The organism is Pseudoruminococcus massiliensis, assembly GCF_900291955.1.
Classification (GTDB): Bacteria; Bacillota; Clostridia; order Oscillospirales; family Acutalibacteraceae; genus Pseudoruminococcus; species Pseudoruminococcus massiliensis.
The window spans coordinates 15482-38177 of sequence record NZ_OLMR01000006.1 but is presented as its reverse complement, the minus strand read 5'-3'; the positions used below and the strand labels follow the sequence as shown (position 1 = coordinate 38177).

The following is a 22696-nucleotide window of genomic DNA, read 5'->3' as shown; positions in this document are numbered from 1 at the left end:
TAGTAATGACAAAGATAATTTTAGTCCGCCATTGTCAGGCGGAGGGAAATGAAAAGAGATTTTTTCAGGGAAGAATAAATACAGAGATTACCGAAAAGGGTAAAAGACAGATTGAGGCTACTGTAAATAAGCTCAAAGATGAGCCAATAGATGTTGTTTACTCAAGTCCATTGAAGCGTGCGTTTGTCACAGCTAAGAGCATTGCGGAGAGCCATAATATTCCTGAGGATAAAATCATTCTTGATGATGACCTTATGGAAATAAACGCAGGCATCTGGGACGGAATGTATATAAAGGATATTGTAAGACTTTTCCCTGAACAGAGCGATAACTGGGATAATCACCCAGAACGCTTTAATCCCGAAAAAAGCGAGGGAATGGAAAGCGTTTATCAGCGTGCTGGCAGAATGTTGAGAAAGCTTATTGATAACAATGAGGGCAAATGCGTATGCGTTGTATCACACGGCTGTGCTATAAGAAATATGCTTTGCAATGCCTATGGAAAGCCTATTGATGAGCTTAAAACAGTGCCTTGGGGAACAAATTGTGCGATAAGCACTATTGTTGCTGATGATGGCTGGGTTGAGGTTGTATCTGAAAATGATACAGAGCATCTCAAAGATATACAATAATTAACCGAGCTTGCAGAACAGTTATAGCTCGTTTTAGAAAATATATTCAAAGGAAATATTGTTATGATTATAATGTCTGTTGATTTAGGAAAAGTCAGAACGGGCTTAGCTGTGTGCGATAAGAGCGGATTTCTTGCATCACCTGTTGGCGTGATTACGGAAAGAAATCCTGAAGTGCTTGCAGATAAGATAGCAGAAAAAGCAAAGGATCTTAAAGCAGAAAGAATTGTCCTCGGACTCCCTAAGAATATGGACGGTTCTGAGGGTGATAGTGCTAAGAATGCAAGAAGCTTTGGTGAGCTTTTAAAGCAAAAAACAGGCTTAGAGCTTATTATGCAGGATGAGCGTGGCACGACTATGACTGCTCACAGATACTTAAACGAAACAAATACAAGAGGAAAAAAGCGTAAGGCTGTTGTTGACAGCGTTGCGGCAGTTATTATTTTACAGGATTATCTTGATAGTGAAAGGAGCAGGCTATGAATTTTTTAAAAGGGAAGAAATTGCCAATAGGGCATTTTTTCCTTGCATTAGCCGCAGGGCTTATGCTCTTTTTGCTTCCAACAGAAGCTAAGGTTCAATGCGAACAGCAATTTTGGTTATTATATGTTCTTTCTGTTTCTGTTACAATTACTGTTGTTTTACTTTTGATTGTAAAAAAATATGAGGTTATGGGAGTTGCACTTATAACGGCAACAAGTCTTTTAGCGATACGATTTGTATTTGAAAGCATAGCCTCAGCTATGAACGGAAATTCAAAGCCACTTGGCGAAGAACTTACACTTTATGACATGATTTCGTGGGTGTTGATATGGTTTGTGCCTTTTGCAATAACTACAAGCATAAAGCTTTTTGCAGTTGCCTCGTGGAATACAAGAGAAAAGCGATATGGTTTTTCAAAGTTTTTGTTTCTGAGTAGTATGGCTTTGCTTATTATCTATGTTATGATAGTTTTTTGCAAGGATATACTTCCATTTAATGGTGATTTCAGCGGTGACAGACAAGTTGTAGCCGTGCCGTTTATGCGGATAGTCAAATGCTTAACAGGAGAACATACTACGGGTATTTTCTATATTTTATGGCATTGCATTTTATTTATTCCGATAGGATTTTTCTTACCGATATTCATATCTAAAATCAGGCTTGTTCCGATAATTCTTATAGGTATAGCTGGTGGAGCACTTTTAGAGCTTTGTCAGCTTGTTCTGAATACTGGTTCGGTATGCTTAGATGATATTATGATGTATACGATTGGTGCTATGCTTGGATATGGTTTAAAGCTTCTGATTGAAAAGACAAGGAGTGTACTTACTCTTGGGCATGACGCAAATATGCTGAAACTTTATTACATTGATAAAAAAGACGAAGAATAAAAATTCCCGACCAATGGAGCGAATCACATTGGTCGGGAATTTTATTCAGGGGAATCTTTTACCCTAATGCAGGTAAGTCTTATTCTGATTTAGGTGTAAAGGTGAACTTATTATCTACAAATTCGCAGATATACTTGCCACCCTTAGCAATAGAGCCATCAAGAATTTTTTCGGAAATATCATCTTCAAGCTTGGACTGAATTGCACGACGGAGAGGTCTTGCACCATAAACAGGGTCAAAGCCTTCCTTAGAGATTTCATCAATAGTGCTATCGGCAAAGGTAATGTCGATTTCCATATTTTCAAGTCTTTTTGTAAGAGTCTTAAGCATACGCTTAGCAATATTCTTGATGTCAGCGTCGTTCAATCTGTTGAAAACGATTATATCATCAATTCTGTTAAGAAATTCAGGCTTAAAGGTGTTTTTAAGCTCGCCCATAACAGCTTCCTTGATTTCTTCTGCAGTTTCTTTTTCGGACTTTGGCTTATCTGAACCATCACTGAGGAAACCAAGACTCTTTTGCTCGTTAGTGATAAGCTTTGCACCAACATTAGAAGTCATAATGATTACAGTGTTACGGAAGTCAACCTTTCTGCCTTGAGAATCTGTCAGACGACCGTCATCGAGAATCTGGAGGAGCATATTGAATACATCAGGGTGAGCCTTTTCTATCTCGTCAAAGAGAATTACTGAATATGGCTTTCTTCTTACTCTTTCAGTAAGCTGACCACCCTCATCGTAACCAACATATCCTGGAGGTGAACCGATGAGCTTAGAAACTGTATGCTTTTCCATAAACTCTGACATATCGAAACGAATCATAGCATTTTCATCGCCGAACATTGCTTCTGCGAGAGTTTTGCAAAGCTCTGTTTTACCTACACCAGTCGGACCTAAGAAGATGAATGAGCCTATCGGACGATTAGGGTCTTTCAAGCCGACACGACCTCTACGAATAGCCTTTGCGACAGCCTTAACAGCCTCGTCCTGACCGATAATTCTTTCGTGGAGGATTGATTCAAGCTTGAGCAAACGCTCACTTTCTTCCTCGGTAAGCTGTACAACAGGGATACCTGTCCAGCCAGAAACGATTTCTGCTATATCTTCAGGTGTAACTTCGTCATTGGTATGGTCATTTTTCTCACGCCAATTACGCTTTGCATCTTCAATCTTATCCTTGAGTGCCTTTTCTTTATCACGAATTTGTGCAGCACGCTCAAAGTTCTGTTCATTAATAGCAGATTCCTTTTCCTTTTGGAGTTGTGAAAGCTCGTCCTCAAGTCCCTTGACATCATCAGGTGGAGTAAAGTTCTTTAGACGAACCTTAGACGCAGCCTCATCTATAAGGTCGATAGCCTTATCAGGAAGAAATCTGTCTGCGATATATCTTGATGAAAGCTTTACAGCGGCTTCTATTGCGTCATCTGTAATTTTTACCTTGTGGTGAGCTTCATATCTGTCACGAAGTCCTTTAAGGATTTCGATAGCTTCTTCTTCGGAAGGTTCACCGACCATAACAGGCTGGAAACGACGCTCCAAAGCACTATCCTTTTCAATGTACTTTCTATATTCATTTATGGTTGTTGCACCAATAACTTGGAAATCACCTCTTGCAAGAGATGGCTTTAAGATATTTGCAGTATCTGCTGAACCCTCTGCTGAACCCGCACCAATAATGGTATGAAGTTCATCAATAAAGAGGATTACATTACCAGCCTTTTTAAGCTCACTGATGACATTGTTAATTCTGTCCTCAAAATCGCCTCTATACTTTGTACCAGCAATCATACCAGTAAGGTCAAGAGCGATAACACGCTTATTTTTAAGTGTTTCAGGAACATCACCAGAAACAATCTTCAAAGCAAGACCTTCCGCAACAGCTGTTTTACCGACACCAGGTTCACCGATTAAGCAAGGGTTATTCTTGGTTCTACGAGAAAGAATCTGAATAACACGCTGAATCTCGTCCTTTCTGCCGATGACAGGGTCAATACCACCTTGTGCGGCAATAGCTGTCAAATCTCTGCCATACTTATCAAGTGTCTTGGTATTACCAGAACCCTTTGATTGCTTTTTGTCAGGTGATGCAATATTTCCTTGCTCATCGGAGCTGCCAAGAAGGTTTTGAAGATTTTCTATTAAATCATTAGCCCTAACACCCATTTCGCCAAGGAATCTTACAGCATAGCTGTCCGTATCGGCAAGTATTGCAAGTAAGATATGCTCAGTGCCAACATAGTTATTGCCGAGCCTTGATGCCTGCATAATAGATGTCTGAATAATACGCTTTGTGCGTGGTGTGAAATCATCAGGTGAAAGTGTAATGTATTCGCCTAAACCGATTTCAGATTTGATAAGTTCTTCAAGCTTATCGGCAGATGCACCTGCTTCTGTAAGAGCATTATAAGCAACACCATCGTTTACTTTGAGAAGTCCGAGCAAAATATGCTCACTTCCGATGTATGTGAAGCCTAAGTCCTGTGCAGATTCGATTGCAAGATTGATTGCACTGTTTGCCTTTTCTGTAAATCCATTAAACTTATACATAAAGCAATACCTCCCATTTATAATATACAATAAACTTAATCAATAATTTCTCGGAATTTGTTAGTTCTCGAGTCTTCTGTTATTTGGAATGTTCGTCTTGAGCATTGTGGAACGGACAACATCGGCTCTGATTCTATCTCGCTCTGATGGTGAAAGCTTTTTGCCGACATTCTTCATAAGTGTTGCAGGCTGTGTTTCAATCATAAGCCTGTTGATAATATCAAAATCGAGCTTGTCGATGATTCCTGCCGCAATGCCGAAACGAATGTTAGAAAGTAGTTTCATACATTCTTCGTTAGACATAAGCCTTGCATATCTTGAAAGACCATAGGAACGGCTGATAGCATCTATAACCTCAATGTTTTTAGTTAGATTATTTCTTGCCTCACGCTCCTGTGCAACAAGCTGAAGTGCTACATCTCTAAGATTGCTCATAGCTTGTTCTTCAGAGATGCCGAGCGTAACCTGATTAGAAAGCTGATACAAGGCTCCCTTTGGTTCACTGCCTTCGCCGTACATACCACGAAGGACAAGTCCAAGCTTTGAAAGAGTTGAAGCTATTCTGTTCATAGCCTTACTCTGTTGAAGTCCTGGAAGATGGAGCATAAGAGATGCTCTCATACCTGTACCAAGGTTTGTCGGACACTGGGTAAGATAACCAAGCTTATCGTTGAAAGCAAAGTTAAGACGCTCATCAAGAAGAGTATCAATCTTATCAGCAATATCATATGCAGCTGTAAGGTCAAGACCTTGATGCATAACCTGAATACGGATATGGTCTTCTTCGTTAATCATAACGCTGACGCTTTCATCATCAAGGAGAAGAAGCCCTCTGCCTTGTCTGTCTGAAATGAATTCAGGGCTTACAAGGTGACGCTCTACAAGAGAAACAGCCTCTTCCTGAGTAAGCTCAGGCATTTGAATGTATTCAAATCTGCTTGCGAGAGCGGAATTGCCATTAAGAATAGCGTCCTTTACCAGTGCGGTGACTTTGCATTTTGTTTCATCATTAAGTCGGCAGGGGAAAGGATATTCTTTAAGATTTCGTGCGAAACGAATTCTTGTGCTTATGACTACATCGCCCTCATTGCCACTTTTGTTATACCACTTATCCATAATTAAATCCCCCTCTCTTAGCCTTTAGCTTCAAGCTCTTTGATTTGGTCACGGAGCTTTGCAGCTTTCTCAAATTCTTGTTCTTTAATTGCAGTTGTAAGCTCTTCCTTGAGCTTTGCGAGGGTACTCTTCATTTTAACCTCGCTGCCCGCAGATTTTGCAAGCTTGCCAATATGAACTGTCTTACCGTGTATTCTTTGGATTGATGGAAGAAGCTCATCATAGAATATGTCATAGCAGTTTGCACAACCAACCTTACCACTTTTTGCAATATCCTCAAAGGTACTGCCACAGCAGTTGCAGCGTTTTCTGCTTTTTAAGGTTCTGCTCTCACTGCCACCCATAAGACTTCCTAAGAATTTATCGAAATCCATTCCGAAATTTCCGAAGAAAGAATTATATCCGAGTTTCTGAGCACATTCACGGCAAAGATTTACTTCTGCAAGTTCACCGTTAATTATTGTTTTGATGTGAGTAGTTGCTTGGTTTTGACCACAGGATTGACATAACATAGAGATTCCTCCTATTCATTTATTATCATATGTGTTATAAGCAAATTTTTGAAGATTGAGGCTCTGAGCGAATCACGTTTTTGTGGTGGTGTATCGCCATAAGCCTTATCGGAAAGTGCCGCACTCATCAATGCTGAATCATATGCGGAAATTATACCGCTATCCTTCATATTCCTAAGCATAATCGCTGCGGAAGATGAACTTAGCTTATCGCCAATGGAATTAACTATGTGCATAATAGCGGAGCGTCTGTCGGTGGTAACTCTTGTGATTCTGATGTAGCCACCGCCACCACGCTTGCTCTCTACGATATATCCCTGTTCAGGAGTAAATCGGGAGGTTATAACATAGTTTATCTGACTTGGTACACAACCAAGCTCACCAGCAAGAACATTACGCTGAATTTCTGCATTGCCATCGCTTTCATCAAGCGCACGCATTATATAGTTGGCAACGAGGTCACTCATTCTCATTTATTCTCACCTCTTACTTTATCTCTTGTCTTTGACTTTCCTTGACCTTGTGATTGTATTGTACGGCAATAGTCAAAAAAAATCAAAGTCAAATAAAGTCAAAAATACACTGAAATGTATGTAAAAACTCTCGAATACTCTTTTTTTCTATTAAATACTAACTATTTTAAATTTTTTGAAAAAATTTTTAGCCAGTGTTTTTACGAAAATATTTGACTAATCTGGGTTAATACTATTATTGGGAGTGGTGTTTTATGCAGAAGCTTATTGAAATAAAAAATATTTTTAAGATTTATAATACTGGATATGCAAAGGTTTATGCTCTTTCAGATGTAAGCCTTAATATAAATAGGGGAGATTTCACAGCTATTATAGGCAAATCAGGTTCGGGAAAATCAACACTAATGAATATTCTTGGCTGTCTTGATGTTCCAACAAGTGGAAAATATTTTCTCGATGGGGAGGAAGTTTCTAAGTTAAGCGAGAGAAAACTTTCATATATAAGAAATAAGGTTATCGGGTTTATTTTTCAAAGCTTTAATCTTGTACCAACGATGACGGCACTTGAAAATGTAGAGCTTCCTCTTATATATAGAAAAACTGAAAAGAAAAAACGCCATACTTTGGCAGTCTCTGCACTTGAAATGGTTGGACTTTCTGAAAGAATGAATCATCGCCCCTTTGAGCTTTCAGGAGGACAGCAACAGAGAGTAGCAATCGCAAGAGCCATTGCCACTGAACCACCGCTTATTCTTGCGGACGAGCCAACTGGAAATCTCGACGCAGGTTCAAGTGATGAGATTATGAGAATTTTATCTGAGCTTCATAATTCAGGCAAAACAGTTGTAATAATTACACATGATAATTCAATAGCAGCTATGGCAGATAAAAGAATAGAAATCAGCGACGGCAGAATTATATAATTTATAGCTTTGACAGGTTTATTATATTTATTTTTAAAATATATTGAAAAATATAAATTAAAGTGCTATTATATATTCATTGACAAATTTTATACAAAATAGTAAAATTAAATTGATATTATGTGATTGTTGCTTTGTGACAACATTATTATTTTGGGAGGATATAAAATGTCAAAAAAACAGATAATCAAACTTCTTTGTTTGAATCTGGGAATAGCCTTACTTAATGTGATACTCTTTTCAGCAGGTTTTGTAGGGTTGAATTTTAGTGGTGATGCACTCACTACCGCTCTCGGTGTGACTGTTATAGTGATGAGTATAGTAACATTTTTCTATGGAAATTATACAATACTATTTAAACAACCATCTATACAGCTATTTAAAAATGCTGAGCTTGTTGACGACAAAGATTACATAGGTGCTTTAGAGGAAAGACGAGAGAAAAAAGTTTTTGATGAGGAAATTTCAAATGCAATAGACCAAGTTTATCGTTTGCAGGATAAGGACAAGGCTCTGGATAGTATTCTTGCACAGTATTTCTCCCCACAAGAAATGACCTATACGAAATTTCAAACGGTTATAGATTCTGTACAGGCTCTTTTCTATAATAACCTTAAAAAGATGATTAACAGAATGATAATTTTCGATTATAAGGACTATACCAAGCTTATAAATAAGCTTAAAAACGCCCCTGCTTCTGATGGCATAACAGTTGCCTCTAAATCAACTGGTGCACAGCTTAAAATCTATAATGAACATATAGATTATGTTAAGGGACTTGTGGAAATGAATGAAAGCATTTTAGTAAAGCTTGATAGCCTCTTACTCGAAATCTCTAAGCTTGATGATATTGATGAGGCTGGTCTTGAAGAGCTTACAGCAATTCAGGAAATCAATGATTTGATTTCTCAGACAAAATATTATAAGAACTAATTTCAGGAGGTAAAAAATGACTAATCTGTCTAATGGTAAAAAAATTGCGATTTTTGCAGGTATTGCTGTTGTTGTTTTCGGTCTTGTTTTCGGTGGGATTATGCTGACTAAAGATGTAGGAAAAAGCCAAGAAACAATAACAAGCGAGCAAGCTGAAAATCAGATGAACAAACTGCTTGGCGGAATCAATGTTACAAATGTAAACCCTATAAAAGCATCTATAAGTGATGAGGATATATTGAGTGAGGAAGAGGAACTGCCTGATATATCTAAAACACCTTTAACAGTAACAGGTAATGGCGAAATCAATATCGAGATTTTTGCTTCACCAGAAAAAGCTGGCGAGGATACTGACGGTTGGATAAACGAAGTCGCAAAGAATTTTAATAATGAAAATTATAAAATTAATGGCAAGACTATTTCTGTTTCAATCCGTTCTGTTACATCAGGTCTTGGCGTAGATTACATAACATCAGGAAAATATGTTCCAGATGCTATTACGCCATCAAATGAATTTTGGGGCAAGATGATAGAGGCAAAGAATGTCAATGTTAAGCTTAAAGAGAAAAAGCTTGTTGGCAATGTTGCAGGTGTTCTTATCTCTAAGAGTAAATATAATGAAATGATTAAAAAATATGGCTCTGTAAATATGAAGGTTATTACAGAGGCTACTGCAGCTAACGAGATTGCAATGGGATATACAAACCCACTTGTTAGCTCAACAGGCTTTAATTTCCTTGTAAGTACACTTTATTCATATGATACTGATAACCTTTTAAGTGAAACAGCTACTGAGGGCTTTAAGAAGTTCCAGCAAAATGTTCCGCTTGTTTCTTACAACACTTTACAGATGAGAAAATCTGCTGAATCAGGCTCTCTTGATGCCTTTGTTTTGGAATATCAGCTCTATGTTAATGACCCTACTTTAAAAAATGACTATGTTTTCACACCATTTGGTGCAAGACACGATAACCCAATGTATGCAATCGGAACACTTTCAGCTGATAAAGAATCTGTTTTGGATAAGTTCTGTGAATATTGCCTTAATGACGCATCTCAAAGTCTTGCAAAGCAATATGGTTTTAATCAGAATGATTCTTATAAATCAGAGCTTCCTAATGATATTGACGGCAGTAAGCTTTTAAGTGCTCAAAAGCTTTATAAGAAAAATAAGAATAGTGGTAATCCGATTATAGCAGTATTTATTGCAGATACTTCTGGCAGTATGGCAGGCGAATCTATCAATGCACTTCAAACCTCACTTATAAATTCTATGCAGTATATAAATAAAGAAAATTATGTAGGACTTATTTCATATAATAGCAAGGTTTATGTAAATCTTCCAGTAGCAAAATTCGACCTTAATCAGCAAGCTCTATTTAAAGGTGCTGTGCAGAGTCTTGAGGCTAACGGTCAAACCGCTACATACGACGCAGTTGTAGTTGCACTTGATATGCTTAATAAAGCAAAGAAAGACCACCCAGAGGCTAAGCCAATGCTTTTCCTCTTGAGTGATGGTGAACAGAATACAGGTTGTTCTCTAAATGACATTTCATCAGTACTTAGTAATTATGAAGTTCCTGTATATTCAATCGGATATAATGCAAATATTGCTGCACTTAATCAGATTTCTGAAATAAACGAGGCAGCTACAATCAACGCAGATAGTGATGATATTATCTATCAGCTCAAGAATCTTTTCAATTCAGAAATGTAATATAACAAGGAGGAATATAAAATGGGATTTTCAATGGATTTACCTGATGTAGAGGCAGTCAAAGAGGAAGTCAAGGTAGAACTTGCACCAAAGCCAGAAACAGAGGATAAGCTCGAAAAAATTGCTGACAACAACACACAATCGCTTTTTACAGTTGATTTAGGTTCTCTTGAGGGTAGGAGAGAAATAGTTTCTTCGGTTGATAGCTTTGGCAATGATGTTGTTGAAAAGTCAACAAGAAAGAATGAACTTCTAAGTGTTCGTCTTTCAGATTTAAGCAAGATGGGCGGAGAGAATGGCGAGGTTGTGAATGGTCTTGCACAGCTCCAGACTCAAATGAAGGACCTCGACCCATCAGGCATAGATTTTGTTAAAAAGGGTGTTTTAGGAAAGCTTTTCAATCCTATTCGTAATTATTTTGCAAAGTTTGAAAAGGCTGATACTATTATCGCAGAAACAATCGAATCACTTGGCAAGGGTAAAGCAACTCTCAAAAACGATAATACAACACTTGAGATTGAGCAGCTTGCTTTGAGAGATTTAACACAAAGGCTTACACAGCAAATCGACCTTGGAATGAAGATGGACGAATCTATTAGTTCTGCAATCGAACAAGCTAAGGTGCAAAATGTTGATGAGGAGAGAATAAAATTCATTGAAGAAGAGGTTCTCTTTCCGTTAAGACAAAAGGTTATGGATTTACAGCAGATGCAGGCTGTTAATATGCAAGGCATCATAGCTATGGAAATTGTTCGCCGCAACAATAAAGAATTGATTCGTGCGGTTGAAAGAGCAGAGAGCGTAACAGTTTCAGCCCTTAGAATAGCAGTTACAGTTGCAAGTGCTTTGTATAATCAAAAGGTTGTTCTTGAGAAGGTTAATGCTGTAAATGAGGCAACAAACAAGATTATCGGTGCAACAGCAAAAATGCTTAAAGACCAGGGAGCAAGTATCCAGCAACAGGCTATGGAGGCAAATATTTCTGTTGACACACTTAAAAGTGCTTTTGAAGATACATTTGATGCCCTTGATGCTGTTACTGAATATAAATCTAAGGCTTTGCCACAGATGAAAACAACTATTGAGCAATTCAGAAATTTGGCTGATGAAGGTCAGAAGCGTATCGAAAGTATGGAACATAGAGAAAGTGAGCTTGATAAGCTTAAATAATCTATAAATAAAAATCTAAAAAGACGCTGTATAAATAGTAATTCTGTTTATACAGCGTCTGATGTTTTTTAAGCATTATAAATCAAAGGTAGTTTATGTATGAATAAGTCTGTGAAAAACGGACCTATTTTATCTGTGATATTTGCGAATTTGATTGATGTTCTTGAAAAAATCAGTAGTTATTGGCTGTTTCAGAATTTATTTTAATAGTTTTACTTATCACACTATTTATGCTTATAAAATGCAAATATAATTTTAAATCCACAAATTTGGTTTCTAAAGATTTTTCTTGACATTCTTATTTCTTAAAGATATAATATTATAGTGTTTTGAATAATTTGGAGAGGCATCGAAGTGGTCATAACGGAGCTGACTCGAAATTTTTTGAAGAGTTGGATGTTTGCTCCGCTTAAAAAGCCCATAAATTCAGGGTTTTCTCCGGTTCGAAAATTGAATATTTCGTTGTTCTTTCCGTCAGTTCTTGTGAAAAGTTTTTTGAATTGAACGGAATCACATAAACGGAGAGTTGTCCGAGTGGTCGAAGGTGCAGCACTCGAAATGCTGTAAGCCGAAAGGCTTCTAGGGTTCGAATCCCTAACTCTCCGCCAAAAAAGTCCAGTAAACTCAAGGGTTTGCTGGACTTTTCTTTTTTGCACAGCTCCTTAAATTTGTCGATTTTTCCTGTTAGAACGGCCCGTTTTTCGTGTTAGAACGGCATGTTTTTTAGTCGAAAATCGGGTTCAAATCCGGTTCTGCTATCTTGCCTTGCTCGGTTACATCTTCCCAGCGGCACCCGAAATCATCTGACCTCGGAAGAAGCATTCCGCTGACCATTGCCTTTGCCGAGGACAGTTTTGAAGTGTAGTCAAGGTGGGCGTAGATGTTAGCGGTGGTGGAAAAATCACTGTGTCCCAGCCACTCCTGAATTTGTTTCCGCGGCACGCCGTTAGCCAGCAGCAAGCTGGCGCAGCTATGGCGAAGATCATGAAACCGCATCTTCGGCACCCCGTGTTTTGCTATGTACTTAGGAAAGTACTCCGTCAAATAGTCGGGGCGCATGCGCTCTTCCAGTTCATTCACAAAGACATAACCGTCGTACTCGTAGTTATAGCAATTGCCGCAAACTTTCTTGTTGAGTTCCTGCGCTTCCTTGACCTTTTGAAAGTAGTCGCGGAAGCTCCCCACCAGGGGAAGCGTACGCATACTGGATTTTGTTTTTGCAGAGTCCTATGCGTACATTTTTGTTTTTCCGTCCACTTGCAGCGATGTGACCGAGTGCCTTATAGTGATTGTGCCACGATCAAAGTCAATGGCGTCCCATTTCAGTCCGCATACCTCGCCACGACGCAAGCCGTAGAAAGCGGCGACTAAAACCGGAAGTTCCAGCTTTGTCCCTTTAACTACTTCAAATAAATGCTGCAGTTCTTCTGCATCAAGGAATACAGGCTGATAATCATTCTTTTTCGGGCGATCCACTTTCATTGCCACATTCTGCGTAACAAGGTCGGTTTTCATCGCATACTTCAAGGCCTGATAAATCACCGCATGATAGTGGATAACCGAATTCGGCGTGACGGTTTTCAGCTTCTCTGTATAAAACTGTTGGATGTGCCGAGCCTCCAGTTCTTTCAAGGTTAGCTCCTTTTTGCGGAAATACGGGCCAATCGTGCTTTTGACCATTCCTTGATACGAGCCGAATGTTGCGGGCTTGATTCTCGCTCTGACAATCTCAAGCCATTGATCCAAATAGTCTGCAAAGAGCATATTCGAGCTTAGTTCTCCAGCAGCCGGAGAAATCTCAAATTCGCTGCGAATACGAATAAGTTCCTGTTCTGCCCGGCACTTATTACCTTTTTGGGGCAATCCTGTCGATACCCATTTTTGATGGCGTTTTCCTGCTGCGTCCCGATAGCTGAGAACGGCATAATAGTAGCCGTTCTTCAGCGCAAGAGTTCCTGATACCATTTTTATTACCTCCGAAATCATTGAATTGTATACAGGCATCTCCCACCGACATCTATATTTTATTCGGTCGGTGGGAGATACTCAAATATGCGATCATCAAATCAGAGTTCAAATCGCACTTTTTCCCTGATCCATGACATACTCAATGACATTGACCTTGGTTATCCGGAAAGCATTTCCGATTTTCAGGCCTCTGATATACCCGTCATTGATCAAGTCATAGGCAAGATGGCGGCTGATGCCAAGCATCGATTGGAGCTGAGTGATGTTCACGATGTCCGGATACTCCGGAAACATCATCAAGTACAGTTCTCTCAGCTCAGACTTTTTCATTGCCATTCGTCTGCCACCTCATCTTTCTTTTCCGCTTTGGAGTAGATGATGAAATCGTACCCGTTGCGATAATTACAGAAATCACAGCGCTCTTTTGCTTGTCCGTGATTCTCCCGCACGATCTTATAGATTCCTGTGTCGAGGAACTGACCAAGGCAAACCGGGCAAAGGCACAAATACATCGGTCTATTCAAAACGGAGTTCTTCTCACTCAAATGGTTCATATTCTGCTGCTCCTTTGTTTTCGAAATAATCCTTTCACTTGGTAGGCAACGAAAACGGGCAAAAATTAACCCCCATACAGAAGTTTTTTGAGTTTTGCGATCTTTTTGCAGATCGCGGCGGGGACAATGCCGCGAATTTCTGCAACCTCCCGCTATGAATATCTTTCAAATGCGATCAGCGTCAGCAGGTCCATATCTCTTTTGGGCAGAGAAATAATCTTCCGATATAATTCGTCATTCTCCATTTCATCAACCCACGCAAAGCGGGGGTCACTTTGGAAAGAATACTTGTCGCACACAGAAAGCGCACTGGAGAACTTTTTTAATAGGGAAGACATAGATTCGCCCTGTTCGATTCCGTTGTCACAGGAGCTTTCTGAGAGGGGCTGTGTGCACTGGAACTCCGTCCTGTTTTTCCTGAACACATTCAGGTCGAACGCATAGATATCCTGAATATCCTCTTCGCTCATACCGGCAGCTTTATATTCGTGGTAGCGCTTCTTCCACTCCTCGGTGAACTTTCTCTTTTCGAGTCCATAATTAAATCCCATTTTTTGTAATCTACTTTGAATTTTTGAATTTGGGTGAAAGTCAAAAATTCAGAGATCACGGGTATTCAGCGATATAGCAGAGCCACTGATTGCACATAAAAAGTCCTTTCCGTCTGCTGCGGTCCAAAGGACACAACTATGCTGGCGAAAAGGACTCCCGATGCTGCCTGCCTGAAAAAGGGCGCAGAAATCTAAGGGTACCCATACTGCTTTTTCAAAAGAGTTTGAAATCAGCGTATTTGTATCCTTGGCCCTTGTACTTCAGGCTGCGAATATGTATTTGTGATGTCGGTGAAAAACAAAAAAGCCACCGACAAGGCAGACCTATAGATAGAACTATAGTGTCTTACCTTGCCGGTGGCCTCTCACATATGTCTGGAATAACTACCGGTTCATGTTCGGGCTGCTGCCCACGATCAAGTGACCTGGAAGCGGATTTAGTGCGGCCCTGTTTCAGCCCGACCGTTCCGTCGTGATGTCGTAGATTCAGTTGCTATAGGAACTCGCTTCGATGTTCTTCAAGCAGATCAATGGGGGAATTGTCATCCCGCCAGATTAGGGCTCATGCCATGCTCGTACAGCCATGCCTTTGCCTTGCTTACAATGGCTTCTGGTGCGTCCTTGATACCGCAAATGGCCTTGTACACAGATGCCCAGAAAACAACATCGGGTGTCTGCGCAATTTCCGTTTCTCCATATTTGATTATGTAGGCCTCGATCTTCTTTCGGTCAAGGCTGAACAGCGCCTCGTTGCGTTCTTTTACAAAAGCCTCTAACATCGTCATATCAATGCTCCCTCAATTCCAGTTCGCTATGTTCCATTCCTGACGGTGCGAACATATCAATCACATCATGCCGCCTGCTTACAACCGTGCGAACCATTTCAACGCCGCACTTTGTGCAAATAACTCTGATTTGATTCTTCTTGTTTTTTAGCCCCGCTACCTGCGTCTTACAGTTTGGGCAATACCAAGAGTAAATCGTCCAATCCTCCAGCATCGCCATACTCCTTTTATCTTTTTTTGCTCAACGGGACGAGGAGATTGCAATCCGCCATCTGATATACCGGAACACGCCTGCTTTTAGCGTACTCCAATATTTGAACGGCGTTATGGCAGTGTTCACATTCCATCCATCCGTCGGTCTCATCTAAATCGAGACTTCTGTTGACTGTGCCGCAAATCGGGCATTTAACATCTTTCGCATTCAAAACAACACATCTCCCATCGACATTAGATTATTATTTAGAGTGATTTTATTACGTGCCGAGCAACGCCTTGTACCTGAAAGCTCCGCACCTTTATTGTTTTGCCCGGGTATCGAGCCTCGTTTTCATATTTGAGGATGTAATACCCACTGTCCTTGTCGTAGCCGGCGTATCGCTTCAGCGTATTCTGGTTGTCCTCGTCCAGCGCAACGACTATATCCCCCTCGAGAGCAGGGCAATTGCACTCGATAACAAGCAGATCGTCCTCGTCAATTCCGGCATCTGCCATAGAATCGCCTTTGGCGCGGAGAATGTAGAAATCCCCCTTGCCAAACATAGAGACCGGGAGGCTGACATACTCCTCAATCGACTCTTCCTCATCCTCCGGATTGCCGCAGCGAATAGAACCTACTAACGGGGCGGATACATAGGCCGTTTTCATTTTGGCACTCTGGGGAGCAGACAAGATACCTCTGCCGTAATCAATCAGGTTGCGGTCACTCAGCTCCTGAAGGTAGCGATGCGTAGTGGATCTGGCAACGCCAACGCCTTCAGCAACATCGTTGATCGTAGGAGAGCTGTGGTGCTCCTGATAATACTTGTTGACGAACTTCAATATCCTGTCTAGAGTTTCTTGATTCTTTGTTCTCATATCAGCACCTCTGTTTCTATATAGGATTTCAAATCCCATAATGCTATTATACTCGGCGAATTGTAAATTGCAAGAGGGCAGCCGGAAATCGAAAAGTAGGTGCAGCCAATTTGCTGCACCTACTTGCTTGAAAAGAGAATAGGTTCTTATTCGATTAGAGCTTGTGCCGCTTGTTTAACCATGATTGCATAGGATTTTTTGACATCCTCAGGGGACTTAATAGTGACCTTTCCCGCAAATCCAAATACCCAGCTATAGAAAACACGGCCAACGGCAGTGTTCACTATTGCCCTGAAAGATTGCATATCATTTGCCAGAACGGTGACTTCCTTTCCAAACTTATCGATGATGGCATCCATGACATCGTTGCTGCACACCAGTTCGATCTGCTTTCTTTGGCCGTTGTACATCCGGAACATTGAGTTCAGATAGACATTCATGTCGAAGTTCTTCGGAGGCTGCACAGCGTCATCATCAAGGATTTTGGGGCATCTGACAATGCGATCTACGCGGAAGCTGCCGATCCCTTTGTGCTTTTCAGAGAAGCCAACCACATAATAGTAATCGCCATTCCAAATCAGCTTATACGGACTAAACACATAGGTGTAGCCATCGTATTTCAGCTTCTGCTCTTTTCGGACATTGTAGGTGAAATACTGAAACGACACCTTCTTGCTGGTATTGATCGCGTCGTTCAACGCCTCCATAATGTAGTAGATCTTCTCATTGTCGGCTTTGAGGCGATTCTCTACATCTACATTGCGAACCAGCTTCTCCGTATTATGCTGGCTTGTGAGAGAACCAAGCTTTTCAACCAAGGCGGTGCTCTTCTTCTTGGGTATGAATTTTGCAGACTCTACAGCGTCAATCAATGTCTTGAGCTCCGGCAGATCAAATCGCCGGCCAATGAGCGAGAAGCGCTTTTGCGTCGAAGGGATAACCTCAATTTCAGCTCCAAGTTCCTGGAGAGCTTTTATATCATCACCCACAGTTCCGCGCGAGGTTGAGATACCGTATTCTTTTTCGAGCTGCTCCATTATCTGAGCTATCGTCAGATAATGATCCTCGTCTGTCTGCTCATAGAGCATTTTAGCCACATAGAAAGGGCGAAGTTTTGCTTTTAGGTCCATATCAATTACCACTCACCACATGAGATTCTTCAAAAAACAAGGCACATCTTATGTACATTGGCAGGAGCTTCATTCACTTATTTTTGCTCCATCAATACGGAAACAAGTGTTTCTCCTATTATTTTTGCTTCTTCAATCGTATTGTCTTTTCCCAATGATATTCTGATTGTTCCTTTTGCATATGAGTCGGGCACATTTATTGCTTTGATTACATGAGAAACCTGAACTGAGTTACTGTCACAAGCAGAACCAGTAGAAACTAAAATTCCTCTAAGATCTAGTCGATGAAGAATAGCTTCGCCATCCTTGCCACGGAATGATAGATTAAGTGTTCCTTTTAATCCGTTGCTATAGCCATTTCGGATGTAATCCACTTCAGCGTCATTTAAAATTGAACAAATAAGCTCAACCATCTTTGCAGAATGGTTTTGAGATTTTTGTATCTGAGAACAATTCATACTTAATGCAGTTGCCATTCCAACAATCGAAGCAACATTCTCTGTTCCCGCTCTAAGAGAGTTTTCTTGTGCTCCACCGTTCAGCAGCGGCAAGATCGGAGTTCCATCTCTGACATAAAGAAACCCTATGCCTTTAGGGCCGTTAAACTTATGCGCTGAAGCAGACAGGAGATCAACATTTAATTCATTCACATCAATGGGAATATGTCCAATCGCTTGAACTGCATCTGTATGAAAGAAAGCGCCATTTCTATGGGCAATTTCAGCAAGCTTTTTGATTGGTTGGATAGTACCTATTTCGTTATTGGCGGTTGCAACAGAGACAAGATTGGTAGTCCCTGCAATAACCTGTTCCAGCATCTCAACGGTAATTAGCCCGTTTGAGTTAGGGGTGATATAGGCCACAGGATAGCCAAGTCTTTCAATAAACTGACATGACCGCAAAACGGCATGATGCTCAATAGTCGAAGTAATTGTCGTGCGTTTACTTTCATCTGCGAATGCACAGCCCTTTATTGCCCAGTTGTCGCTTTCTGTTCCGCCGGAGGTGAAGAAAATTTCATTTGGTTTAGCATTAATACATTTTGCTATTTCTTCCCTAGCGTTTTTAATTGCAGCTTTTGCTTTACGAGAAAAGGAGTATGGTTGAGACGCATTTGCATACTCTTCTTTCGTAAATGGCGCCATTGCCTCCAACACAGTTGGATCAATTCTTGTTGTAGCTGCATTATCAGCGTAGATAATCCGTTTCATATTGACCTCACTTAAACAGAACACAGCCCTGCTCTTTGAATTCCTCTATTTTTATCTCAAGGTCTTCAACATCACACCCAAAGGTATCTGCCAAACACGAAATACACAAAAACTCTTTTGCGTCAATGTCCAAGAGTTTCCTGTGAAGTGCAATCCAGTCTTTCTTTAGTTCTGTCCCGCATAACTTACACTTCTCATTTTTCACGGTATTGCTCCTTAATTGTGATTTCAGGGATTGTCATTCCACCAAATTCTCCCTCGTCAATAATACCAAGCTGAGTTTTGATGACTCTTCTCATCTCCATAGCTGGGGCAAGACAGTAGGTCTCAAATAAAGAAACATCCACTTTACTAACATCTGTTGCATTTGGGAACAAAAGCTTCAAATACCCGGTGCAGATACGCTTAATTGCTTCGGTATCTCTTGTCGCTGAATTCTTCGGGAGTTGCAATAGTTGGTCAACGACAGCGCGATATGCGAGTTCATCACGCAAATAATGCATAATTTCGCCAAAGTATTCTGTATTAAGAGCCCACCCATTAGCTTTAAGACTTTCCTTCATTTTAGGTATGTTCCAGCCTTTAATAAAACCGTGAAATCTGTCAAGTAGAGCAGATTCATGGAATATATCAGGAAGATCCTTAAACATATTCTGATTAACATCCATAAGTTCTGAATCGATATTTCCCAAAAGAATAAGTCCGGCGTCACCGACACCTCTCGAATCGCCTACGCGGTATTCACCGCTTTCAAGATAGCCTTTCAAGGCTCCTTGCATTTCCATTGCGTCTGTAAATTTAATGCTCTGGATTTCATCAAACGCAACATAGTCGTAACGGGATACAAGCCCCTGGGTCCTCTTACTAATGTCATAGAACATCTTTGCCCTTGAAATACTTCCACCGCTAACAAGCCATCCGTACTTACTTATCTGTGCAAATACATATGACTTACCAGTTTCTTTGGGCGCAAGCTCAATCAAGTTAATTCTCTTTTCGACAAATGGGAGCAGTCTGCTGAGCATGGCCATTTTCTGAGTTTTGCTTACATATCCCTTGGGGTTATAATCAATCGCACTTAGAAGGACATTTATCCATTCGTCGATAGTAAAATACTGCCTGGCCTCAATATAATAGTCCAAGTCTATCGTGTAAGGGCAGAACGGCTGGAAGTCAACAAGCTTAAAAACATTCCCTTTATTGCTTTCTTCAATATCTATCTCGACAATTCCCCAAACTTCTGTCGGAGAAAGAAGGTAGTCTCTGTTGGCTTCGATTACATCCCAATCAACGATGGCTTCACCCTTTTTCTTGGGAACTTCAAAATCCGGCAATGAAAACAACGCTGTTTTTGTTTTAGCATCAAAGTCAATTTTAACTTTTGCCAAAAAACGAGCAGTCTGATCGTTATGAAGCAGATCCACAAGATATTCGTTCCATTGCTCTTTTTTGGGAATCACCCGTTTTACATAGTCTGAAACTTCCTGTTTATTTATAACCCCTTCGCTGTTGGAAAATCGCATTACCAGCCAATCTCGCATAAAAGAAGGCAGGCTCAATGCTGAGAAGAATTTTGAATTGGCTGAAGATTTGTATACAAGCATATCACCATAATATTGCTTGAGTTTCTTCTCGTATTCTGCTCCTTCAAGCATACCAGAAGAATCTGTGGTCTTGTTAGTATCCATTTTCCATCGCTCCTTATATGTCGAAGTTGGTATTCTTCTTGATGCCTTGTTCTATTTCAATATCGAACTGACCAAGAATACCTCCGTCAGCAATCTTTACAGTAAGTTTTCCATCCGCCTTGGACGGAACAAACGTAAAGGAATACAATCCATCAGCCCATTCACATTTATACGAGTTGCCTTTAATTCTCGCGGAGACGTTTTGCCTCTTTTTACCACTGATAGAAAAGACCACTTTGACTTGCTTTGTTCCGAGAGCGGGTTTGAATTTCGTGGTTTTCGGTTTTACTTCAACAGTCTCTGGTTTTTCTCCTATGTTACGTTCAACCGTGACAATCGGTACAATCCATTCTTCTAATGAGGCTCCACCATGTATCTCGTCTATGGGAGCTCCACTTTGAATAAATCGACTATAGTCAGCAAAAATCAAACGCTCATTATAATTTATCGCAGTTGGATATTTGGGTTCATCTTCTGTTCCTTCACAAAAACGTCCGTATTTATAAATACCTACATTATCCGGTTTTGGATACGCATTATCGTATTCTGTGTTGCGAACCTTGACTGCCATTCTGCTTGTTCCATGATCTGCTGCAATGATGATACGGTGAGTGTTTCCAACCAGCAACCCAAGAACTCGATTCTTCAGATTATCGAGAATATGAATTTGCTTTATGAGACTTTCCGGGTGAGCATTATTAGCATGCTTAAGCTCATCAAGCTCTCTTACGGGTGGTTCAACAGTATTACGCCCATTCATGAAATCTTTGTTGATTTCTGTGACTGACGGTAATGTGCAAAAACCAGCATCAAAGAATACTGAATACTGCTGCTCATCAAGGTCGGAGAAGAGATGCGCCAAGTAATCAACATATTCAATACCCATTCCATCCACAAATAGAATAGATGTATGCTCATCATAGTGTTCTGAAACAAAATGATTCCTTGATTGCATCTGGAAGACCGATGCCCCTTTTTCCAGAGAAATACGTTTGACCTTTGAAACAAATTCCTCCGTCAAAGTATCTGTCGCTTTCAGCCACTTGTACTCGCTAAAATATTGCTCATGTTCTGTAGACAGCCCCGCGCAATTCGGCTGTTCATCATTTTGCAAATAGTAGTACAGAGATGGATAAACACGCTTTAGTATAGAGAGAACGCTTTTTCTTTGCTGATAGCTAAACTCCGCGACTATTTCAAAGATAGTTTTCTGTTCTACGTCTGTTAAACAAGTAAGGCACGAAAGAGCATCAATCCTGTTAAGAGAACTCAGTTCATTCCAATAATGCTCTGTAGGAACCGCCTGCATTACTGATAGAATCCGTTTTCTGTCCTTGTAGAACTGCTCAAACTTATCGTCTCTGAGATAATCAATAATACAGCAATAGATATTGTCTAAATACTCAGCAGAAGATTTGCACGCTTTTGCTGCTACAATCTCATAGCTTTTTCCAGATTGCTGTCTGGACCACAGCCAAAGAAGCCATTTTTGAAAAGAATTGTACCTATTCCATCTCTCAAACAGACTTGATGAATATCTATTTATGGAAAGCGTGGATCGGCAGGCGTCTTCAAAAGAGCCCTCTTTGATGATTACTCGAACAAGATTGTTCCAATCATTGTCCGTTCCAAGTTCTTCGAATACACTTGCTGGCAATCCATATTGATACCTAATCAGATCGTAGGATGTCACAATTACGTGAACATCATCAAAGAAGTGGTTCTTTTCAAAGTGGATAGCATTGCCGGTGTGCAAAATCAATGGTTTGTCGGGGTTAGCTTCCCAATACTCAAGATAGCTTCTAAATCCGTCGATCTCATTACCTGCCAACTTAACATCTAAATCTTTTTGAATAATGGTGAGTTTATAATCACTCTCTTCATCCGTCTCGAACAAAACAATGCAGTCTTTGGCTCTTGGATCGTCAGAAGGTACAGTACGAAGAAGGCTCTTCATTCTATACATCAAGAAATAAATGCGGAGTTTTCCGTTATCGTTGTTTTGATAGTCTGCCTTGATAAACTTCTGAATTACAGGTTCAGCTTGTTCAGGGATTATGCGCAAATATTCTGACAACGGAGATACAAACTGCGACTTTTTGACTTTTTTCAGAGCAGCACTAACACGTTTGATATTTGGAGTTGTATCTTTCCCTTCACAGAACTTGGAAAGGGGCAGCGTCTCATCGGCCAAAGCAAGCAGAAACTTTTTAACCTCGATCCACATAGCCATAGAATCGACATTTATAAAGCGCACAGGATTTAGCGAGACGCGTTTCGCGTCTTGCTTCAAGAATAGTTGTAGGCTTTCCAAATCCTTAAAGGTGGTCATAGTGTC

Annotated in this window: 24 protein-coding genes and 1 tRNA gene; 8 read left to right on the top strand and 17 right to left on the bottom strand. The window is 40.3% G+C overall.

What is annotated here, in order from left to right; genetic code table 11:
- The first annotated feature begins 5 nt into the window (after nucleotides 1-5).
- From C9914_RS08345 to C9914_RS08335, 3 genes are all read left to right on the top strand, one after another.
- Nucleotides 6-632 carry a histidine phosphatase family protein gene (locus C9914_RS08345; RefSeq protein ID WP_106764716.1) on the top strand — a complete coding sequence of 209 codons (627 nt, stop codon included), beginning with the start codon at nucleotides 6-8 and terminating at the stop codon, nucleotides 630-632.
- Between the two features lie 63 nt (nucleotides 633-695).
- Nucleotides 696-1115, top strand: a complete 420-nt coding sequence (gene ruvX / locus C9914_RS08340; protein WP_106764715.1) for a Holliday junction resolvase RuvX — start codon at nucleotides 696-698, stop codon at nucleotides 1113-1115.
- The gene (locus C9914_RS08335) at nucleotides 1112-2005 is read left to right on the top strand and encodes a VanZ family protein (protein ID WP_106764713.1); all 894 of its coding nucleotides are present in this window, start codon (nucleotides 1112-1114) and stop codon (nucleotides 2003-2005) included. The genes ruvX and C9914_RS08335 overlap by 4 nt, the downstream gene beginning before the upstream one ends.
- 79 nt (nucleotides 2006-2084) lie before the next feature.
- Here C9914_RS08335 and C9914_RS08330 read toward each other — a convergent pair whose 3' ends face one another.
- The 4 genes from C9914_RS08330 to C9914_RS08315 are packed head-to-tail and all read right to left on the bottom strand — an operon-like array spanning nucleotide 2085 to nucleotide 6654.
- A complete protein-coding gene (locus tag C9914_RS08330) occupies nucleotides 2085-4553 on the bottom strand; it encodes an ATP-dependent Clp protease ATP-binding subunit (RefSeq protein ID WP_106764712.1) in 2469 nt (822 codons plus the stop codon).
- A gap of 60 nt (nucleotides 4554-4613) precedes the next feature.
- Nucleotides 4614-5669: a protein arginine kinase gene (locus C9914_RS08325; protein ID WP_022265505.1), complete on the bottom strand. Its 1056-nt coding sequence runs from the start codon at nucleotides 5667-5669 to the stop codon at nucleotides 4614-4616.
- Nucleotides 5670-5686: 17 nt separating this feature from the next.
- Nucleotides 5687-6181 carry a UvrB/UvrC motif-containing protein gene (locus C9914_RS08320; protein ID WP_106764710.1) on the bottom strand — a complete coding sequence of 165 codons (495 nt, stop codon included), beginning with the start codon at nucleotides 6179-6181 and terminating at the stop codon, nucleotides 5687-5689.
- A gap of 11 nt (nucleotides 6182-6192) precedes the next feature.
- Entirely contained in the window at nucleotides 6193-6654 is a 462-nt protein-coding gene (locus tag C9914_RS08315; protein WP_022265503.1) for a CtsR family transcriptional regulator, read from the bottom strand.
- Nucleotides 6655-6908: 254 nt separating this feature from the next.
- On the opposite strand from C9914_RS08315, the gene C9914_RS08310 reads away from it, so the two are divergent.
- The 5 genes from C9914_RS08310 to C9914_RS08290 all read left to right on the top strand — a co-directional run bounded on the left by C9914_RS08310 (nucleotide 6909) and on the right by C9914_RS08290 (nucleotide 12005).
- Nucleotides 6909-7577, top strand: coding sequence for an ABC transporter ATP-binding protein (locus C9914_RS08310; protein ID WP_106764708.1), 669 nt, complete (start codon nucleotides 6909-6911; stop codon nucleotides 7575-7577).
- A gap of 168 nt (nucleotides 7578-7745) precedes the next feature.
- Nucleotides 7746-8510 carry a hypothetical protein gene (locus C9914_RS08305; RefSeq protein WP_022265501.1) on the top strand — a complete coding sequence of 255 codons (765 nt, stop codon included), beginning with the start codon at nucleotides 7746-7748 and terminating at the stop codon, nucleotides 8508-8510.
- Nucleotides 8511-8526: 16 nt separating this feature from the next.
- Nucleotides 8527-10227 (top strand): vWA domain-containing protein, encoded by a 1701-nt coding sequence (locus C9914_RS08300; protein ID WP_022265500.1) that lies wholly within the window; start codon nucleotides 8527-8529, stop codon nucleotides 10225-10227.
- Nucleotides 10228-10248: 21 nt separating this feature from the next.
- Nucleotides 10249-11397, top strand: a complete 1149-nt coding sequence (locus tag C9914_RS08295; protein WP_106764707.1) for a toxic anion resistance protein — start codon at nucleotides 10249-10251, stop codon at nucleotides 11395-11397.
- A gap of 520 nt (nucleotides 11398-11917) precedes the next feature.
- Nucleotides 11918-12005, top strand: a tRNA-Ser gene (locus C9914_RS08290).
- A gap of 115 nt (nucleotides 12006-12120) precedes the next feature.
- Here C9914_RS08290 and C9914_RS11800 read toward each other — a convergent pair.
- The 13 genes from C9914_RS11800 to pglZ form a co-directional block, all read right to left on the bottom strand.
- Nucleotides 12121-12600: a site-specific integrase gene (locus tag C9914_RS11800; protein WP_242972095.1), complete on the bottom strand. Its 480-nt coding sequence runs from the start codon at nucleotides 12598-12600 to the stop codon at nucleotides 12121-12123.
- Between the two features lie 24 nt (nucleotides 12601-12624).
- Nucleotides 12625-13362 carry a site-specific integrase gene (locus C9914_RS11795; protein WP_242972094.1) on the bottom strand — a complete coding sequence of 246 codons (738 nt, stop codon included), beginning with the start codon at nucleotides 13360-13362 and terminating at the stop codon, nucleotides 12625-12627.
- 108 nt (nucleotides 13363-13470) lie between these two features.
- Complete coding sequence (locus C9914_RS08280; protein ID WP_106764705.1) at nucleotides 13471-13701, bottom strand: helix-turn-helix domain-containing protein; 231 nt, start codon at nucleotides 13699-13701, stop codon at nucleotides 13471-13473.
- The gene (locus tag C9914_RS08275; protein WP_158707380.1) at nucleotides 13692-13889 is read right to left on the bottom strand and encodes a hypothetical protein; all 198 of its coding nucleotides are present in this window, start codon (nucleotides 13887-13889) and stop codon (nucleotides 13692-13694) included. The genes C9914_RS08280 and C9914_RS08275 overlap by 10 nt, the downstream gene beginning before the upstream one ends.
- A 182-nt stretch (nucleotides 13890-14071) precedes the next feature.
- Complete coding sequence (locus C9914_RS08270; protein WP_106764702.1) at nucleotides 14072-14470, bottom strand: hypothetical protein; 399 nt, start codon at nucleotides 14468-14470, stop codon at nucleotides 14072-14074.
- A 542-nt stretch (nucleotides 14471-15012) separates the two neighbouring features.
- Nucleotides 15013-15255 (bottom strand): hypothetical protein, encoded by a 243-nt coding sequence (locus C9914_RS08265; protein ID WP_106764700.1) that lies wholly within the window; start codon nucleotides 15253-15255, stop codon nucleotides 15013-15015.
- 1 nt (nucleotide 15256) lies between these two features.
- On the bottom strand, nucleotides 15257-15475 hold the full coding sequence (locus C9914_RS08260) for a hypothetical protein (protein WP_242972093.1): 219 nt from the start codon (nucleotides 15473-15475) through the stop codon (nucleotides 15257-15259).
- A 239-nt stretch (nucleotides 15476-15714) separates the two neighbouring features.
- Entirely contained in the window at nucleotides 15715-16329 is a 615-nt protein-coding gene (locus tag C9914_RS08250) for a LexA family protein (protein ID WP_106764695.1), read from the bottom strand.
- Between the two features lie 146 nt (nucleotides 16330-16475).
- Nucleotides 16476-17459 carry a helix-turn-helix transcriptional regulator gene (locus C9914_RS08245; protein ID WP_106764693.1) on the bottom strand — a complete coding sequence of 328 codons (984 nt, stop codon included), beginning with the start codon at nucleotides 17457-17459 and terminating at the stop codon, nucleotides 16476-16478.
- A 77-nt stretch (nucleotides 17460-17536) separates the two neighbouring features.
- Nucleotides 17537-18670 (bottom strand): cysteine desulfurase family protein, encoded by a 1134-nt coding sequence (locus C9914_RS08240; RefSeq protein WP_242972092.1) that lies wholly within the window; start codon nucleotides 18668-18670, stop codon nucleotides 17537-17539.
- Between the two features lie 7 nt (nucleotides 18671-18677).
- Complete coding sequence (locus C9914_RS08235; RefSeq protein WP_054686074.1) at nucleotides 18678-18875, bottom strand: hypothetical protein; 198 nt, start codon at nucleotides 18873-18875, stop codon at nucleotides 18678-18680.
- Complete coding sequence (brxL, locus tag C9914_RS08230) at nucleotides 18865-20358, bottom strand: BREX system Lon protease-like protein BrxL (protein WP_242972091.1); 1494 nt, start codon at nucleotides 20356-20358, stop codon at nucleotides 18865-18867. Before brxL ends, C9914_RS08235 begins: the two co-directional genes overlap by 11 nt.
- A gap of 13 nt (nucleotides 20359-20371) precedes the next feature.
- Nucleotides 20372-22690 carry a BREX-4 system phosphatase PglZ gene (gene pglZ / locus C9914_RS08225; RefSeq protein ID WP_106764691.1) on the bottom strand — a complete coding sequence of 773 codons (2319 nt, stop codon included), beginning with the start codon at nucleotides 22688-22690 and terminating at the stop codon, nucleotides 20372-20374.
- Between the last annotated feature and the right edge of the window lie 6 nt (nucleotides 22691-22696).

What these genes read in the sequence shown, in the direction of transcription:
- C9914_RS11795 (WP_242972094.1), bottom strand. Translation starts at nt 13,362, where the DNA reads ATGGTATCAGGAACTCTTGCGCTGAAGAACGGCTACTATTATGCCGTT.
- C9914_RS08305 (WP_022265501.1), top strand. Translation starts at nt 7,746, where the DNA reads ATGTCAAAAAAACAGATAATCAAACTTCTTTGTTTGAATCTGGGAATA.
- C9914_RS08245 (WP_106764693.1), bottom strand. Translation starts at nt 17,459, where the DNA reads ATGGACCTAAAAGCAAAACTTCGCCCTTTCTATGTGGCTAAAATGCTC.
- C9914_RS08240 (WP_242972092.1), bottom strand. Translation starts at nt 18,670, where the DNA reads ATGAAACGGATTATCTACGCTGATAATGCAGCTACAACAAGAATTGAT.
- C9914_RS08315 (WP_022265503.1), bottom strand. Translation starts at nt 6,654, where the DNA reads ATGAGAATGAGTGACCTCGTTGCCAACTATATAATGCGTGCGCTTGAT.
- C9914_RS08280 (WP_106764705.1), bottom strand. Translation starts at nt 13,701, where the DNA reads ATGGCAATGAAAAAGTCTGAGCTGAGAGAACTGTACTTGATGATGTTT.
- pglZ (WP_106764691.1), bottom strand. Translation starts at nt 22,690, where the DNA reads ATGACCACCTTTAAGGATTTGGAAAGCCTACAACTATTCTTGAAGCAA.
- C9914_RS08310 (WP_106764708.1), top strand. Translation starts at nt 6,909, where the DNA reads ATGCAGAAGCTTATTGAAATAAAAAATATTTTTAAGATTTATAATACT.
- C9914_RS08320 (WP_106764710.1), bottom strand. Translation starts at nt 6,181, where the DNA reads ATGTTATGTCAATCCTGTGGTCAAAACCAAGCAACTACTCACATCAAA.
- C9914_RS08260 (WP_242972093.1), bottom strand. Translation starts at nt 15,475, where the DNA reads ATGGCGATGCTGGAGGATTGGACGATTTACTCTTGGTATTGCCCAAAC.
- brxL (WP_242972091.1), bottom strand. Translation starts at nt 20,358, where the DNA reads ATGGATACTAACAAGACCACAGATTCTTCTGGTATGCTTGAAGGAGCA.
- C9914_RS08270 (WP_106764702.1), bottom strand. Translation starts at nt 14,470, where the DNA reads ATGGGATTTAATTATGGACTCGAAAAGAGAAAGTTCACCGAGGAGTGG.
- C9914_RS08300 (WP_022265500.1), top strand. Translation starts at nt 8,527, where the DNA reads ATGACTAATCTGTCTAATGGTAAAAAAATTGCGATTTTTGCAGGTATT.
- C9914_RS08265 (WP_106764700.1), bottom strand. Translation starts at nt 15,255, where the DNA reads ATGACGATGTTAGAGGCTTTTGTAAAAGAACGCAACGAGGCGCTGTTC.
- C9914_RS11800 (WP_242972095.1), bottom strand. Translation starts at nt 12,600, where the DNA reads ATGCGTACGCTTCCCCTGGTGGGGAGCTTCCGCGACTACTTTCAAAAG.
- C9914_RS08345 (WP_106764716.1), top strand. Translation starts at nt 6, where the DNA reads ATGACAAAGATAATTTTAGTCCGCCATTGTCAGGCGGAGGGAAATGAA.
- C9914_RS08295 (WP_106764707.1), top strand. Translation starts at nt 10,249, where the DNA reads ATGGGATTTTCAATGGATTTACCTGATGTAGAGGCAGTCAAAGAGGAA.
- C9914_RS08335 (WP_106764713.1), top strand. Translation starts at nt 1,112, where the DNA reads ATGAATTTTTTAAAAGGGAAGAAATTGCCAATAGGGCATTTTTTCCTT.
- C9914_RS08325 (WP_022265505.1), bottom strand. Translation starts at nt 5,669, where the DNA reads ATGGATAAGTGGTATAACAAAAGTGGCAATGAGGGCGATGTAGTCATA.
- ruvX (WP_106764715.1), top strand. Translation starts at nt 696, where the DNA reads ATGATTATAATGTCTGTTGATTTAGGAAAAGTCAGAACGGGCTTAGCT.
- C9914_RS08250 (WP_106764695.1), bottom strand. Translation starts at nt 16,329, where the DNA reads ATGAGAACAAAGAATCAAGAAACTCTAGACAGGATATTGAAGTTCGTC.
- C9914_RS08330 (WP_106764712.1), bottom strand. Translation starts at nt 4,553, where the DNA reads ATGTATAAGTTTAATGGATTTACAGAAAAGGCAAACAGTGCAATCAAT.